The following is a 13,269-nucleotide window of genomic DNA, read 5'->3' as shown; positions in this document are numbered from 1 at the left end:
TGGTCCAAATTCTCTTATGGTAACGTCACCACGGCGCTGGTTCCCTCACCCTTTTCAGAAAGCAGTTCGAACGAACCGCCATGCGCGGCGACAAGCTGGCGAACGAGTGGCAGGCCGACCCCGCCGCGCCGCTCGACCGAACGACCGTCAGCGCTGATCTTGAGTCCTTCGAGCGCGCGGGCAAGTTGCGCCGGGTCCATCCCCTGCCCATTGTCTGAGACGACCACCTGCAGCGCACCTTTCCCGCCCTTGCCGCCCTTTCGGCGCGAGGCTTCGACAAGAATGCGCCCGCCCTTTGGTGTCGCGGTAATCGCATTGTCGATCAGCTGGCCGAACAGCCGCCGCAGTCGCTTGCGGTCACCGGTTGCGCTGCCGATGGCGGCACTCCCCCGCAAGTCGAGCGTGATCCCGGCCTCGGTCAGCCGTTCCGCCCGCTCGCGCACCACGTCGCCCAACAGCGGAAACAGATCGACCGGCTCGGCCGCCAGCGGCAGCGTCCCCGCCTCGCTCTGCGAAAGATCGAGCACGTTCTCGATCTGCTCGCCAAGCCGCTCGACCGACGTGAGGATCGCACTCACGTATTCCTGCGCCTGCGGGGTGAGGTCGCCTGCAATCCCGCTCTGCAGCAGTTCGGCAAACCCGCCGATCGAGGTGAGCGGGGTGCGGAATTCATAGCTCATGTTGGCGATGAAGCGCGTCTTGACCGCATCCGCCTCAACCAGCGCCGCATTGCGTTCGCGCAGCGCCGCCTCGGCCTTCTCGGAATCGGTTATGTCGAGCACGGTGAGCAGCCCGTTACCATCTGGTAGGGGCACGCCCGCGATCGCGAACGAGCGTCCATCTGCGAGCAGGATGCGCCCGCTCTGCTGCTTGCGCTCCAGCGATGCGGACTGAATCACCTGGCCAATCGTGCTCACTTGCGCAGGGCGCTTGAGCATCTTGGCCATCCGGCTGAGCAGCGCATCGGCGCGCGGATGCGTGGCGAGGAATTCCTCCTCCAGCCCCATTTCGCTCGCAAAGCGCCGGTTCCACAGCTGCAGGCGGCCATCGGGGCCGAACACCGCCAGCGATTCAAACAGATTGTCGAACGTCGCCGTGCGCGTGCGCAGCAAGGTATCGCGGGTCGCGGAAAGCTGGAGCTGCTCGGTGCGGTCCTCGAAGATCATGAGGAGGCCGCCGTCCGGCATCGGCTGACCGATCACGCGCAGATGGGTGCCGTCGCCGAGGTGCCATGATTCCTCGCGCGGTTCGCGGGAGAGGAACCAGCCTTGCCGCTCGCGCCGCCATTCCGGAAAGTCGCGCACTTCGGGCAGGCGCGCGCTATCGCGCATGCGGTCGAGCACGCGGTCGAACGGCGGAGTATCGACCACCCAGGCCTGCGGCACGCTGAAGATGCGCAGGAACGGCTGGTTGGCGAAGACCAGATTGCGCTTCTCGTCGAACTGCGCGATCCCCGCCGAGAGCGTATCGAGCATCTCGCGCTGCGCCTCGCGGAAGCGGCGGAACTGGCGCTGCAACTCCTCCATTTCCTCGGTATCGACCGCATAGCCGGCAACCCCGTCGTCCCCCAACGGGAGATCCGAGACGCGGATCGACCGGCGCTGCCCGCCGATGGTCGCCGAGACCACCCGCTCGACGGCCAGGCGGCGGTTGAAGACCTGCTGGGCGATCTTGGCCGCGCTCACTCCATCGATCGGTTCGATCAGTTCGGTTCCGGCGGAGACCACATCCGCCGCGCTGGAGGCCCCGACTGCCTTGACATAGGCGCTGTTGACGAGGCGCAGCGCCATGTCCGGTCCGCGGAACCACATCGGCAGCGGTGCCGCCTCGATCAGGCCCGCCAGCGCGGAAAAATCGGCCCGTGCCGAGGCGGCCTCGGCGCGCAACCGGCGCAGCTCTGCCACGCTTTCGGTAAAATCGAAGAACCACACCAGCGCCGCGCCTCCCGGGGAGACCTGCGGATCGGCGAGATGGCCCCGCGCACCAAGGCTGCGCTTGCCGCCGCGCGGGCTCAGCGCCAGTTCGAATGGCGCGCCGGTCTTTTGCGCCTTGCGCACCGCATCGCTGAGCTGCGAGAGCTGAACTTCGTCCAGCCCTGCTTCGCCGGCATCCAGTTCGCTGAGGAAGCCGGGCACTGCGTCGAGCCCGAGCCAGCTCGCAAGCCGCGAGGGCCCCTCGATTCGTCCGTCCGCCCGCACCAGCAGGGGCAGCGCAGGCGCTTCCTCGATCATGCGCGAAAGCCGGCGGGCCAGCCGCTGCGTCGCTTCGGCCCGGGCGAGGCGCGCGCGGGCAGACAGCACCGCCCACGCGGCTCCCAGCGTCCAGGCAGCAAGGACAAGCGCAACAAGAACAAGGGCAAACGGCGGCAGGACCATCCCTGCTTGGCTAGGGTGCGGCGCGGCAAATTACAATGTCAGGCAGGCCACAAGCTGTGGGGTGGGCGCACGAAAAAGGCCCGCGCATCAGCGCGGGCCTCGTTCCGTCCAGTGGAGGCCGCAGACCTCCAGCGAAGCTTAGTAGCGATAGTGGTCCGGCTTGAACGGGCCCTGCTCAGGCACGCCGATGTAGGCCGCCTGCTTTTCGCTCAGCTTCGAGAGCTGCACGCCAAGCTTGGCGAGGTGCAGCGCCGCGACCTTCTCATCGAGGTGCTTGGGCAGCACGTAAACGTCGTTCTTGTACTGCTCGGGGTTGGTGAACAGCTCGATCTGCGCCAGCGTCTGGTTGGTGAAGCTCGCGCTCATCACGAAGCTGGGGTGGCCGGTGGCGCAGCCCAGGTTCACCAGGCGGCCCTTGGCGAGAATGATGATCTGCTTGCCGTCCGGGAACTCGACGAGGTCGGTGCCCGGCTTCACTTCGGTCCACTTGTAGTTGTCGAGCGCCGCAATCTGGATCTCGCTGTCGAAGTGGCCGATGTTGCACACGATCGACATGGGCTTCATCGCCTTCATGTGGTCGGCGGTGATCACGTCCTCGTTGCCGGTGGCGGTCACGAAGATGTCGCAGCGCTTGACCGCCTCGTCCATCGTCACGACTTCATAGCCTTCCATCGCCGCCTGCAGCGCGCAGATCGGATCGATTTCGGTGACCATGACACGCGCGCCGCCGTTGCGGAGCGAAGCGGCCGAACCCTTGCCGACATCGCCGAAGCCGGCAACGCAGGCGACCTTGCCGGCGAGCATGGCATCGGTGGCGCGGCGGATCGCGTCGACCAGCGATTCCTTGCAGCCATAAAGGTTGTCGAACTTCGACTTGGTCACCGAATCGTTCACGTTGATCGCGGGGAACGGCAGCTTGCCTTCCTTGGCGATCTGATAGAGCCGGTGGACGCCCGTGGTGGTCTCTTCCGAGACGCCCTTGATGTTCTTGACCGTCTCGGTCAGGTAGCCCGGCTTCGCCTTGAGGAAGGCCTTGAGCGCGCGGACGAACTCGATCTCTTCGGCGTTGCTCGGCTCGAACAGCGTCTCGCCGGCCTCGACGCGGGCGCCCCACAGCGCGAACATGGTGGCATCGCCGCCATCGTCGAGGATCATGTTGGCAGTCTGGCCCGGGGTTTCGGCGTCCCAGGTGAAGATCGAGCCGACATAGTCCCAGTACTCGGCGAGGCTCTCGCCCTTGATCGCGAAGACCGGCACGCCCGACGCGGCAATCGCGGCGGCGGCGTGGTCCTGCGTCGAGAAGATGTTGCAAGTCGCCCAGCGCACTTCGGCGCCGAGCGCCGACAGCGTCTCGATCAGCACGGCGGTCTGGATCGTCATGTGGAGCGAGCCGGTGATGCGCGCGCCCTTGAGCGGCTGCGACGCGCCGAACTCCTCGCGCAGAGCCATGAGGCCGGGCATTTCGGTCTCGGCAATCCTGATTTCGGCGCGCCCGAAATCGGCAAGGCCGATATCGGCGATCACATAGTCTTTCCGGGCGTCAAGCACGCTGGCCACGAGGCAGTCTCCAAGATTGCAGATCAAACGAAAAAGCCCGCCAAGACGATGGCAGGATTGCCACTCTCTTAGCGGGCCTCTCACCAATGCGCAATGGGGATATAAAGAAGTCTTTATATCACCTTCGGGCGGTACCTGATCTCATTCGCCGGATGGGATGCTCTGCCACCTGCGCCAGTTCCTCGCCGCCATTTTCCGCATGCGCGGAGGTGATCGGCGCAAGGCTGTCCAGCCGCATGTCCCGAAATTGCGCACAAAGCCTCCCGACTTCGGGAACCGGAAGCGCGCTCGGGATTTACCCGTCCTTCAAGACTCGCGGCGAAGCGGACTTACCATCCCGGCGGCGGTTGCGCTGTCACATACCGGGCCTATATCGGCCCATGCGCATCAACGCACAGATCAACACAACAAAGAGGATCCTTGCCCATGACGATTGCGGTTGGAGACAAGCTGCCTGACGTGAAGCTGGTGAAAGCCACGGCCGATGGCATCGATGCAGTGCAGTCCGCTGAATACTTTGCCGGCAAGCGCGTTGCGCTGTTTTCGGTCCCCGGCGCCTTCACCCCCACCTGCTCGGCCAAGCACCTGCCCGGCTTTGTGCAGAAGGCCGACGAGATCCGCGCCAAGGGGATCGACGAGATCGCCTGCACCGCCGTGAACGATCCCTTCGTGATGAAGGCCTGGGGCGCCGCCGCCGGTTCGGCCGACGTCACCATGCTGGCGGATGGTAACGGCGATTTCGCCAAGGCGCTCGGCCTCACGATGGACGGCACCGGCTTCGGCCTCGGCATTCGCGGCCAGCGGTTCGCCATGGTCGTCAACGATGGCACGGTCGAGCAGCTCCACGTGGAAGCGCCGGGCGACTTCAAGGTTTCCTCGGCCGAGTATGTGCTCGAGAACCTGTGACGTAATAAATCGTAATACTCATGCCGCAGTGCAGCGCATACGGCGCGGCACTGCGGCATGAACTGGCCCTAAAGCGCCGATGCTACGGGCTTGACGACCGTCAAATATTTGCCATCCTCCCGTTCGCTGCACCGCACCATGGGGACGCGTGATGGACGGTATTCGAGTCGGAAAACGGATTGTTGGTACCCAGTCGCCGGTAACGATCGGGTGGGACAACATTCCCAAGGTAGAGGGCGGGCCGTTCAAGCGCCTGTTCTTCAGCTGGTTTCAGCCCGCCGTCTTCTTCGGGATGATCGCTTTCTGGTACTATGCGCCGAATTCCATCGCGAAGGCATCGACCGCGATCGGTATCGGGATCGGCTTCCGCGTAATCCTGCAGATCCTCGAACTCACCAACCCGCGCCACAAGAGCTGGCAGATCACCTGGAAAGAACTGGCGACCGACCTGTTCTATGTCGGCGTATCGGCCACCATGGTGAATCTTGCGGAAAACTACATCGGCAGCGATGTCGCGATCGAGGCGATCCAGGGCGGACTGCATCTTGAGAAATTCGCGTGGTTTACGGGATTGCCGCTGCTGGTGCAGGCTTTCCTGATCATCTTCATCTTCGATTTCGGCCAGTACTGGATGCATCGCGGCATGCACAACTGGTATCCGCTGTGGCTGCCGCACTCGGTGCATCACTACATCACCCAGCTCAACGTTCATAAGGGCGCGGTGGGCAATCCGGTGGAGCTGTTCCTGATCGGGCTCGGCATCGGCGGCCTGTTCGATTTCCTGCCGCGCGCGTTCTTGCTGGCGGGTGCCATCGGCATGTCGGTGGGTGCCTATCAGCACATCAACGTGCGCTTCAACAGCCCGCGCTGGTGGCGATGGACGTTCAACACCACCGAGCATCACAGCCTGCATCATTCGCAGGACTTTGAATCGACCCGCAGCAACTACGCCAACACCTTCATCTTCATCGACCGCCTGTTCGGCACCTGCATCGATGGTGAGGCAGAGCTGCTCGGCATGGAAGGCGGCCGCCGCATGTCGATCCGCGAACAGATGCTCTACCCGTTCACCGAAGGGTTGAAAGCGTGGAAGGAGCGCAGATCGCGCGAGCCGTTCTTCGTGGATCACACTGCGGTCCCGGCGGAATAACACGTGGCATCGCTCGGCGTATCGGGGATGGAAGCCCGCCCCTCCCCTGCCGAAAAGGCCTCGCTCCGGCGCCTGATCACATGGATCTGGCAAATCCGCGGCGAAGTTCCGCTTCCCGCCGGCCAGAGCGCGGAAGAGGCGTTCGCGCGGCTCGATCCGCTCTTCGCCCATGCTGGAACCACCCACGCCCGCATGGGTGAAATGCTTCGGGTGACCAAGAAGGACCAGTTGGCGCAGGATCCGCTGTCGATCGTCGATTCCGGCACGCTGTGGATCGAGGCAGCGGGCGAAGGCGCCGTGCTGCGCTACCATCTCGTCAGCCGTGCGCTGCTCTATTGCTTCCTTGCCCCGCTGCTGTTCCTCGCGGTTGGCCAGCTCACGGTTTTCCTCGGCACGCTCGAAAAGCCCAAGGCCGAGGAAAAGGGGAAGAAGGACGACGCCAAGAAGGACAAGATGGGCGAGATCCAGCTCAACCCGGTCGACAAGTTCCTCGGCGCGCCCGCTCCCGAAAAGCCCAAGGATGAGAAGAAGGACGCCGCGAAGGGCGCCGGGGACAAGAAAAAGGACGGGGATGAGGAGAAGAAGGGCTTCTCGCCCACGCCCGCCTATGTCTTTGCCAGCATCTTCGCAGCCCTCTGGCTGCTCGGCCGGGTGCTTGAACCATGGCTGATCAAGCGACTGTTCAAGCGCAGCCTCGCGGACTGAGCCGCCGGGCACACGATGTGCCCGGCGGGTTCAACCATCACGGCAGATCGAAGCGATCCGCGTTCATCACCTTGGTCCAGGCCTTCACGAAATCGCGCAGGAACTTCGCGTCGCCGCCCGCTTCGGCATAGACTTCCGCCACCGCGCGCAACTGGCTGTTCGATCCGAACACGAGGTCGGCCCGGCTCGCCCGCCACTTCACTCCGCCGGTCGCGCGGTCGCGGCCAGTGAAGAGTTCATCGCCGCTGCCTTCCACCGCGCTCCACACCGTGCCCATGTCGAGCAGGTTGACGAAGAAGTCGTTGCTCAGCACGCCCACCCGGTTAGTGAAAACGCCAAGGTCGCTGCCGCCCTGGTTTGCGCCCAGCACCCGCAGACCCGCCACGAGCACGGCCATTTCCGGCGCTGACAGACCCAGCAGCGAAGCCCGGTCGATCAGCAGTTCCTCCGTCTTCACCGAGTGCTTCGCCGCGAGGTAGTTGCGGAAGCCATCGGCGCGCGGCTCCAGCACTGCAAAGCTTGCCGCATCGGTCCATTCCGCACTGGCATCGCCGCGTCCGCCGGTGAAGGGCACCGCGCCATCGAAACCGCCTGCCCTGGCCGCCGCTTCGACAGCGGCCGTGCCGGCCAGCACGATGGCATCGGCCAACGAGAGGTTCCCGCGCAAGCTATCAATCACGCCGAGGACCTGGGCGAGTTCTGCCGGATCGTTCACCGCCCAGTCCTTTTGCGGGGCCAGGCGGATGCGCGCGCCGTTGGCACCGCCGCGGTGATCGGTGCGGCGATAGGTCGAAGCCGAAGCCCAGGCCGCCTTGATCAGCGCCGCAGGTGCCACGCCCGATGCGAGGATCGCTTGCCTAAACGCCGCGATTTCGCCTTCAAGCGGCATCCGGCCAGCAGGCACCGGATCCTGCCAGATCAGATCTTCCGCCGGCACATCGGGGCCAAGGTAGCGCGCCTTTGGCCCCATGTCGCGATGGGTCAGCTTGAACCAGGCCCGCGCGAAGGCATCCTTGAACGCTTCGTGATCGTGGCGGAACCGCTCGGCAATCGCGCGGAACTCCGGGTCCATCTTGAGCGCCATATCGGCAGTGGTCATCATCGTCGGCACGCGCCGTGCCGGATCATCCGCTGCCGGCGCCATGTCCTCCTCGCGCTGGTCAACCGGCTGCCACTGGTGCGCACCTGCGGGCGAGCGGACCAGTTCGTAGTCATAGTCGAGCAGCAGGCGGAAGTAGTTGCCCGACCATTGTGTCGGCGTGTTGACCCACGCGCCCTCGATGCCGCTGGTAATCGCATCGCCGCCCACACCGCTGCCGTGGGTGCTCAGCCAACCGAACCCTTGCGCGGTGATGTCCGCCGCTTCCGGAGCCGGGCCGACCAGCGCGGCATCACCCGCGCCGTGGGCCTTGCCGAAGCTGTGGCCGCCCGCGGTGAGCGCGGCAGTCTCTTCCAGATCCATCGCCATGCGCGCGAACGTGATCTTGATGTCACGCGCGGATGCCAGCGGATCGGGCACCCCGCCCGGTCCTTCGGGGTTCACGTAGATCAGCCCCATCTGGATCGCAGCGAGCGGTTCTTCGAGCTCCGTGCCCTTGTCAGGCTGGATGCGCGTTTCGGCGGAATCGACCCACTTGGATTCCTGCCCCCAGTAGATGTCGCGCTCGGGCTCGTAGACGTCGGCCCGGCCGCCGCCGAAACCGAACACCGGCCCGCCCATCGATTCGATCGCGACATTGCCCGCGAGCACGAAGAGGTCCGCCCACGAGATGTGCTTCCCGTACTTCGCCTTGATCGGCCAGAGCAGCCGCCGCGCCTTGTCGAGGTTGCCGTTATCCGGCCAGGAATTGAGCGGCGCAAACCGCTGCTGCCCGCTATTCGCCCCGCCGCGGCCATCGGCGGTGCGATAGGTGCCCGCCGCGTGCCAGGCCATGCGGATGAAAAAGGGGCCATAGTGCCCATAATCCGCTGGCCACCACGGCTGGCTATCGGTCATCAACGCGGTGAGATCGGCCTTGAGCGCTGCGTAGTCGAGCGCCTTGAAGGCTTCGGCATAATCGAAGCCGGGATCGGTCGGATCGGGCGAAACGCCGCCCTGATGGAGAATATCGACCGGCAGCGCCTCGGGCCACCAGTCCTTGTTGGTACGGCCCAGAAGGGCGCGCGCGGCGTCCTTGTGGACTGGGCAACCGCCCGCTGCATCGCCGGTTTGCATGTTCATGGTGAATGACTCCATCGCGTATTCGATGGAACAAAACTACGCCTAGACGCTTTCAGCCGGAAGCGAGTAAAGTTCATCGCAGTGATCGGGTTTTGCCATCAAAACTCGCACATTGATCGATTCAGTTTCAGAGTAACCAGCCCCTCAGAACGACAGGCGCACCCGCGCGACAACCCGGTCAGCTGCGCCAGATGGATCGGCAAACGGACCAGCTGGGGCCCCGCTCGCCGCAACCGTCGTCCCGACATACTCGAGCCCCAGGCTCAGCGGGTAGCGGGCATACTCAGCGCCGAGCTTCCAGTCGGTGTAGTCACCGGCGGGACGGAGCCGCGCTGCACGCAGACCCTGCCCGCCCCCCGCCGTATGGCCGATGCTCGCCAACAAGGTGATGGGGACGCCCGGCAGGCCTGCATCCGCACCGACGCGCAGATGCAGGTTATCGCCGCCGATCGTGCTCTGATGCGGCGCATACCACGCAGTCGCGGCAAGGCGTAGCGGACCAAGGCCGTATCGGACGCCCAGGGCCAGTTCGCCGAAGTCCATGCTCTGGGATGCGCCGGCAAAGACATGGCCCACCGCCTCGGTGCGGAGAATGACCGGCCCGAGCGCCCAGTCGCGGCCGATGGCCACATCTGCAACGAGATCCGCGCCCGCATGACGCGGCGCGCGTCGCAACGTGGCCAGCCGCAGCGATGCATCTATGGCGCCAAGATCAAGCCGCGCATCGGCAGAGGCCGAGGCCCGGCCGCCGCTCCAGCTGATGCCGGCGCGCACGTCATCGCTGGCTGCTTCCGCTCCGGCCTCAAGCGGTTGCGCCCATGCCGCACCGGCTGGCAGAAGCACGATGGCTCCGGCCAGCCTCAGCATTATCCGGACTGTCACGGCTCCGGCTCTAGCCCTCGCGCGGAGTCCCCCGCATCCTGTCTGCCTCGGCCAGGATCAGCGCGCGGTCCTGCTCTACCAGCGCCATCAGCGCGGCGTGAAGGTCGTCGCGGTGCTTCGCCGCGAAGCGCTCTGCCGCATGATCGCGCTGCGGGCACCAGCCTGGCACGGACCCCTTCACCACATCGGATTGCGACAGCGTTCGCCGCGCCTCCTGCCCGGAACCGAGCCGTGCCTGCCGCTCCACCACCAGCGAGACCGTCCAGCGGCAGCGCAGTGTCTCCGGTCGCCCGCCGACGCTAACGCTGCCGACCTGCTGCAGCGAGACCCGGCTCGTGCCCGAATAGTCCGCCGCGATCGTGCCCACGGGATGATCGATGATAGTCTTGTGTTCCATGGCCAGCGCCGGAGCGCCCAGCGCCAGAGTTGCCGCCGCTGCGGCGGCAAGCGTGCATCGTTTCATTGTCCTGTCTCCTGCCTTGGCCCGGTTATGGCCGGGTCCAAACGAAAGATAGGCATGGTCCGATGTGCAGAAAGCGACTGCTTGGTAATATTTGATTGCTGTGCGCCCGTCAGGTCGGCGCGAGCAGCGGCTCCAGGAAGCCGATCACGCGCGCCTCAAGATCGATGCGGTGGTCGGACCAGCCGTGGTCGGTGGCGACATGGGCGGCATGGACCCTGGTGCCACCCGCCTTGCGCACGGCGGCAACGAGCGCATCGCCGTCCGGAGCAAGACCATCGTCCGACGTGAGCACCAGCAGCGGCATGGCCTTCAGTGCCTCGGCACGGTTCACGTAATCCCACTCTCTGGCATGCGCCGCGAGTTCGGCCGAGAGCGCCTGCACCGAATTGTTGAGCGTTTCGCTGTTGTCAGCAACCAGCTTGGTCCGCTCCGAGTCCGGCATCTGGCCGACATACCCGAAATCGGCGGCAGAAATCAGCACTAGGCCGCGCAGGTCCGGTTCCTGCGAACCGGCCATGGTCGTAACCCACCCGCCCATCGAGTGGCCGACCATTGCCATCCGCGCGCTGTCGATGCCAAAGCGCTCGGCGTTCGCGGGCACCCGCAGGAACGCCAGCACCGCGCGGGCGTCCTCCGGATTCTGGCCGAAGCGGAAAGTGCCCGGGCTTCCCCACGAACCACGATAGTTGAACGTGATCGCATTCCAGCCCTGCCGCCGCAGCGCCTGGGCCAGATCGAGGTTCTTCTCGTTGCCCGGAAGGCCGTGGCAGATCACCACCGTCGGATGCGGTCCGGCCCCGGCGGCCAGATAAGCCACGCCGTTGATCTCCACCCCGCCACTCGGGATATGGAGCACTTCCATCCGCGCCGGATGCGCCGGATCGGCGGGGGGATCGGTGTAGATCGCTGGCGGGATGGCCGGTGCCGCCCACGTGGCGGGTGCGGCAAGCGCAAGTAATACGGCGGCCAGTCTAACAAATCCCCGCATATGTCCGCCGATCCTTTGCGTGTCAGTAGCCCATCAGACTGAGCACTTCCTTGCGGCTGCGATTGTCTTCAAGGAATGTGCCCATCATGCGGCTCGTCACCATGCCCACGCCCGGTGTGCGCACGCCGCGCCCGGTCATGCAGCCGTGCTGCGCCTCGATTACCACCGCCACACCGTGGGGCTTGAGATTGTCCCAGATGCAGGTGGCCACTTCGGCGGTCAACCGTTCCTGGATCTGCAGCCGCCGCGCATAAGCGTTGAGCACGCGCGCCAGCTTGGAAATTCCCACCACCTTGTCGCGCGGCAGATAGGCAATCGCCGCCTTGCCGATGATCGGCGCCATATGGTGCTCGCAGTGCGACTGGAAGGGAATGTCCTTCAGCAGCACCAGTTCGTTGTAGCCGCCCACTTCCTCGAACTGGCGTGCGAGGTGCGACGCCGGATCCTCGGCATAGCCCTGGCAGTATTCCTTCCAGGCGCGGGCCACGCGGCGCGGCGTATCGAGCAGGCCTTCGCGCTCCGGATCGTCGCCCGACCAGCGGATCAGCGTGCGGATCGCATCTTGCACATGCGCGGGAACCGGGATCTTGCCGTCCTCAACCGGATCGTCATCATCGTGTCCGTGGTGGACGGTCATGGTCAGTGGTGCTCCGAGAGAATCGCGCTGGGGATGCCCTATGGCATTACTTGCGCTGGATGACGATCTCGTCCGGATGCGCCACGTTGAGATCCGACCGCAGCAATTCACCGACCAGATCGGGATCGGCATGGCGCGGATCGAGGAGATTGACCCGGTTGCGGAGCCGGTCACGCTCGGCCTGGAGTTGCTTCACCTCGGCCTGCCGCTGTTCGAGCAGCCGGGCGTTCTCTGTCCACGCCAGCACGCCGCTCGGCCCTGCCAGCGCCACCGCGCCCAGCAGCAGCAACGCGACGAGCGCAAAGCTCTGCGTCATGCTCTCGCGCGGTAGCTTGAGGGAAGTGCTGCGGCGTTTCATCAATTTGACAGAATCACACTTATCCCGCCGATTCAACCGGAAAAGCACAAATCCGGCACAGGACGTTTACGCAGTGGGCTGTCAGGAAAGGCGGGAGCGCTTTGCTGTCACGCGCGATACCGATCCTGTGCCGGCGGCTCATGCTGGCCGAGATCCAATTCATTCCCTAGGGCTGGCACGCCATCATTACGGATAGACCGACCCCATGACGACCGAAACGCCGCCATTTGCAGGAAAGCTGGAACCCGCGACCGATCCTGATTGGGCCGGATGGTATCACTGGGCGGGCAACGATCCGTTCGAGGATGACGTCGGCCCGTTCTATGTCCGCCGCGACGAGCAAGGGGTGGTGACCGGCTTCAGGCCGCGCGCGAAGAACTGCAACGCACATGGCAGCATCCACGGCGGCTGCATGATGACGTTCGGCGATTTCTCGCTGTTCATGATCGCCAGCGCGACGGGCGAGGAGATGAGCGGCGTCACCGTTACCTTCAATGCCGAATTCGTGGGGCCTGCGCGCGCGGGCCAGATGCTGGAAGCCCGCGGCGAAGTGATCCGCGCCGGCCGCAGCCTGGTCTTCGCGCGCGGCCTGATCACTGCGGACGGCGAGCCGGCGCTGGCGTTCTCCGGCACGTTCAAGCGGATTCACGCGCGCTAGGCGAAAGCGGGGGAGGACAGCGCCCTCCCCCGGACATTCTCAGTCGATGCGCTTGCCGGTCATCGGGAAGCTGCCGAACATGCCTGCGGTCACAGTACCGGTCAGGGCATCGCCGTCGATCGTCGCGGTGCAATCGAGCTTCATCGGCATCGGCACGGTGATGTTGCTCGACCAGCTGATGGTGTTGCCATCAACCGTCCCACCGGTGATTTCCATATTGCCCATCGGCCCGGAATTGCTGCCACTGAAGCTGCTCCCGTCGACATCGACGGTGAGGATCGAGGTTTGATCGCCCATCGGCGAACGGGTCACGCATTCATACTTCCCGGCAACAGACATGGATATCTCCCTTGTAGTCCTGGACGGCAA

The 13,269-nt window shown here is 65.0% G+C and carries 13 protein-coding genes; 4 read left to right on the top strand and 9 right to left on the bottom strand.

Annotated features, from left to right (window positions below; genetic code table 11):
• Nucleotides 1-14 precede the first annotated feature (14 nt).
• Complete coding sequence (locus ACODS2_RS20945) at nucleotides 15-2,375, bottom strand: sensor histidine kinase (protein ID WP_489000493.1); 2,361 nt, start codon at nucleotides 2,373-2,375, stop codon at nucleotides 15-17.
• Nucleotides 2,376-2,513: 138 nt separating this feature from the next.
• The gene (gene ahcY / locus ACODS2_RS20940) at nucleotides 2,514-3,932 is read right to left on the bottom strand and encodes an adenosylhomocysteinase (RefSeq protein WP_489000492.1); all 1,419 of its coding nucleotides are present in this window, start codon (nucleotides 3,930-3,932) and stop codon (nucleotides 2,514-2,516) included.
• A gap of 426 nt (nucleotides 3,933-4,358) precedes the next feature.
• Here ahcY and ACODS2_RS20935 point away from each other — a divergent pair, with 426 nt between their 5' ends.
• The 3 genes from ACODS2_RS20935 (at nucleotide 4,359) to ACODS2_RS20925 (ending at nucleotide 6,693) form a co-directional block, all read left to right on the top strand.
• Nucleotides 4,359-4,838, top strand: coding sequence for a peroxiredoxin (locus ACODS2_RS20935; protein ID WP_489000491.1), 480 nt, complete (start codon nucleotides 4,359-4,361; stop codon nucleotides 4,836-4,838).
• 151 nt (nucleotides 4,839-4,989) lie between these two features.
• Nucleotides 4,990-5,988, top strand: a complete 999-nt coding sequence (locus ACODS2_RS20930; RefSeq protein ID WP_489000490.1) for a sterol desaturase family protein — start codon at nucleotides 4,990-4,992, stop codon at nucleotides 5,986-5,988.
• Between the two features lie 3 nt (nucleotides 5,989-5,991).
• Nucleotides 5,992-6,693, top strand: a complete 702-nt coding sequence (locus ACODS2_RS20925) for a hypothetical protein (protein WP_489000489.1) — start codon at nucleotides 5,992-5,994, stop codon at nucleotides 6,691-6,693.
• Nucleotides 6,694-6,730: 37 nt separating this feature from the next.
• Here ACODS2_RS20925 and katG read toward each other — a convergent pair whose 3' ends face one another.
• The 6 genes from katG to ACODS2_RS20895 all read right to left on the bottom strand — a co-directional run bounded on the left by katG (nucleotide 6,731) and on the right by ACODS2_RS20895 (nucleotide 12,242).
• Complete coding sequence (katG, locus tag ACODS2_RS20920; RefSeq protein ID WP_489000488.1) at nucleotides 6,731-8,914, bottom strand: catalase/peroxidase HPI; 2,184 nt, start codon at nucleotides 8,912-8,914, stop codon at nucleotides 6,731-6,733.
• Between the two features lie 144 nt (nucleotides 8,915-9,058).
• Nucleotides 9,059-9,796 (bottom strand): TorF family putative porin, encoded by a 738-nt coding sequence (locus ACODS2_RS20915; protein WP_489000487.1) that lies wholly within the window; start codon nucleotides 9,794-9,796, stop codon nucleotides 9,059-9,061.
• A gap of 10 nt (nucleotides 9,797-9,806) precedes the next feature.
• The gene (locus tag ACODS2_RS20910; RefSeq protein ID WP_489000486.1) at nucleotides 9,807-10,259 is read right to left on the bottom strand and encodes a hypothetical protein; all 453 of its coding nucleotides are present in this window, start codon (nucleotides 10,257-10,259) and stop codon (nucleotides 9,807-9,809) included.
• A gap of 109 nt (nucleotides 10,260-10,368) precedes the next feature.
• The gene (locus ACODS2_RS20905) at nucleotides 10,369-11,247 is read right to left on the bottom strand and encodes an alpha/beta hydrolase family protein (RefSeq protein ID WP_489000485.1); all 879 of its coding nucleotides are present in this window, start codon (nucleotides 11,245-11,247) and stop codon (nucleotides 10,369-10,371) included.
• 22 nt (nucleotides 11,248-11,269) lie between these two features.
• Entirely contained in the window at nucleotides 11,270-11,884 is a 615-nt protein-coding gene (folE, locus tag ACODS2_RS20900; RefSeq protein ID WP_421838153.1) for a GTP cyclohydrolase I FolE, read from the bottom strand.
• Between the two features lie 46 nt (nucleotides 11,885-11,930).
• The gene (locus tag ACODS2_RS20895) at nucleotides 11,931-12,242 is read right to left on the bottom strand and encodes an FtsB family cell division protein (protein WP_298164382.1); all 312 of its coding nucleotides are present in this window, start codon (nucleotides 12,240-12,242) and stop codon (nucleotides 11,931-11,933) included.
• Between the two features lie 205 nt (nucleotides 12,243-12,447).
• On the opposite strand from ACODS2_RS20895, the gene ACODS2_RS20890 reads away from it, so the two are divergent.
• On the top strand, nucleotides 12,448-12,900 hold the full coding sequence (locus ACODS2_RS20890; protein ID WP_298164379.1) for a PaaI family thioesterase: 453 nt from the start codon (nucleotides 12,448-12,450) through the stop codon (nucleotides 12,898-12,900).
• Between the two features lie 39 nt (nucleotides 12,901-12,939).
• On the opposite strand, the gene ACODS2_RS20885 is transcribed toward ACODS2_RS20890, so the two are convergent.
• On the bottom strand, nucleotides 12,940-13,239 hold the full coding sequence (locus ACODS2_RS20885) for a hypothetical protein (RefSeq protein ID WP_489000484.1): 300 nt from the start codon (nucleotides 13,237-13,239) through the stop codon (nucleotides 12,940-12,942).
• Between the last annotated feature and the right edge of the window lie 30 nt (nucleotides 13,240-13,269).

It is taken from the genome of Novosphingobium sp. FG137, from assembly GCF_057809735.1.
Note: the sequence above shows the minus strand (reverse complement) of the source record. Positions and strands in the feature narration are given on the sequence as shown.

Excerpts from the sequence above, each read along its gene's own strand:
- ACODS2_RS20895 (WP_298164382.1), bottom strand. The coding sequence starts at position 12,242 with ATGAAACGCCGCAGCACTTCCCTCAAGCTACCGCGCGAGAGCATGACG.
- ACODS2_RS20935 (WP_489000491.1), top strand. The coding sequence starts at position 4,359 with ATGACGATTGCGGTTGGAGACAAGCTGCCTGACGTGAAGCTGGTGAAA.
- ACODS2_RS20910 (WP_489000486.1), bottom strand. The coding sequence starts at position 10,259 with ATGAAACGATGCACGCTTGCCGCCGCAGCGGCGGCAACTCTGGCGCTG.
- ACODS2_RS20890 (WP_298164379.1), top strand. The coding sequence starts at position 12,448 with ATGACGACCGAAACGCCGCCATTTGCAGGAAAGCTGGAACCCGCGACC.
- ACODS2_RS20885 (WP_489000484.1), bottom strand. The coding sequence starts at position 13,239 with ATGTCTGTTGCCGGGAAGTATGAATGCGTGACCCGTTCGCCGATGGGC.
- ACODS2_RS20905 (WP_489000485.1), bottom strand. The coding sequence starts at position 11,247 with ATGCGGGGATTTGTTAGACTGGCCGCCGTATTACTTGCGCTTGCCGCA.
- katG (WP_489000488.1), bottom strand. The coding sequence starts at position 8,914 with ATGAACATGCAAACCGGCGATGCAGCGGGCGGTTGCCCAGTCCACAAG.
- ACODS2_RS20930 (WP_489000490.1), top strand. The coding sequence starts at position 4,990 with ATGGACGGTATTCGAGTCGGAAAACGGATTGTTGGTACCCAGTCGCCG.
- folE (WP_421838153.1), bottom strand. The coding sequence starts at position 11,884 with ATGACCGTCCACCACGGACACGATGATGACGATCCGGTTGAGGACGGC.
- ACODS2_RS20945 (WP_489000493.1), bottom strand. The coding sequence starts at position 2,375 with ATGGTCCTGCCGCCGTTTGCCCTTGTTCTTGTTGCGCTTGTCCTTGCT.